The organism is Erythrobacter sp. CCH5-A1, assembly GCF_001557115.1.
Lineage (GTDB): Bacteria > Pseudomonadota > Alphaproteobacteria > Sphingomonadales > Sphingomonadaceae > Erythrobacter.
Window position 1 is genome coordinate 1 of record NZ_LSKQ01000234.1, and the last position, 1,042, is coordinate 1,042.

Genomic DNA, 1,042 nt, shown 5'->3' on the forward strand with positions numbered 1-1,042 from the left:
GCAAGGCCGACCGGCCGCCCGCAGCGACGCGACCTTCAGGTCGCATGAGCGAGGATTTCGCGCGCCGGAGGCGTGCGGAAAACAAGAAACCCACCAGTTAAACGCATTGGGCCTCCCCTGATAGGGGAGGCCCAATGCGTTTAACTGGTGGAGCCGAGGGGGATCGAACCCCTGACCTCGTCATTGCGAACGACGCGCTCTCCCAGCTGAGCTACGGCCCCGTTCCAGTTTTCGCGAGCCCCGCCATCCTCATCGGGGAGCGGGCGAGCGCGCGCATTAGCGAGAAGCGCCATGGCTTGCAACGGCGTTTTTGCCGCCGCGGCCGGCTCCTCCCCGAGCGGACGCGCTACTTGCCGCCGGTCGCTGCGGGCTTGGGCGCGATCGGCTGCACCACGGGCTGCGAGGTGACGCCCTCGGTCACCGGGATGACCGGCACCGGCAGGCCGGTTTCGGGGTCGATCACGGTCTGAGCCGCACCGGGCGCAGGCGCGGGGGCAAGGCCGGCGCGGTGCTGCTGCACCGCCACCCAGCCAGGCTGCGAGGCGCCGTACTGCGCGCCCCACTTCGCGTCCCATTCGGCCGAGGCGCGCTGGTAGGCCTCGTATTCGTCGAAGAACTGGTAGAACGGCACCATCAACCCGTCGAAATTGCCCTGCGCGAAGGCGAGCGGATCGGTCGGCGGGGTCGCCAGCGCGCGGTTAGCCATATCGAGCGCGGCGCGGCAGAAGCCGGCGCGCGCGGCGGGCTCGGCGAAGAAGTTGTAGACCTGCGTGGTGTAAGCATCGCGCGCGACGATCGCGTCGCGGCGGACCTTGAAGCGGCTGGTGTAGCTCTTCTCGATCCGGTCATTGACCGCCTTGAGGCCGCGCACGTTCTTGGAGAGGAAGGCGCGGTAGCCCTGCAGGATCGGCTCGTATTCGGGCGCGAGGCAATTGAGGGCGGCGACGTTCCAGGCCGAGCGCAGGTTCCACACCAGCTGGTCGTTCGAGAGGTTCGAATTGATCGTGATGCGCCGCCCGTCAGGCCCCTTGGACGGCATCGT

At 68.3% G+C, this 1,042-nt stretch carries 1 protein-coding gene and 1 tRNA gene; both read right to left on the reverse strand.

All coding sequences use genetic code 11. The annotated features are described in order from the left end of the window. Positions 1-145: 145 nt before the first annotated feature. Positions 146-221: transfer RNA gene (locus AX708_RS14775), tRNA-Ala, on the reverse strand. 125 nt (positions 222-346) lie between these two features. Continuing rightward, on the reverse strand, positions 347-1,042 hold a 696-nt coding region (locus AX708_RS20950; protein ID WP_067490352.1), incomplete at its 5' end, for a hypothetical protein.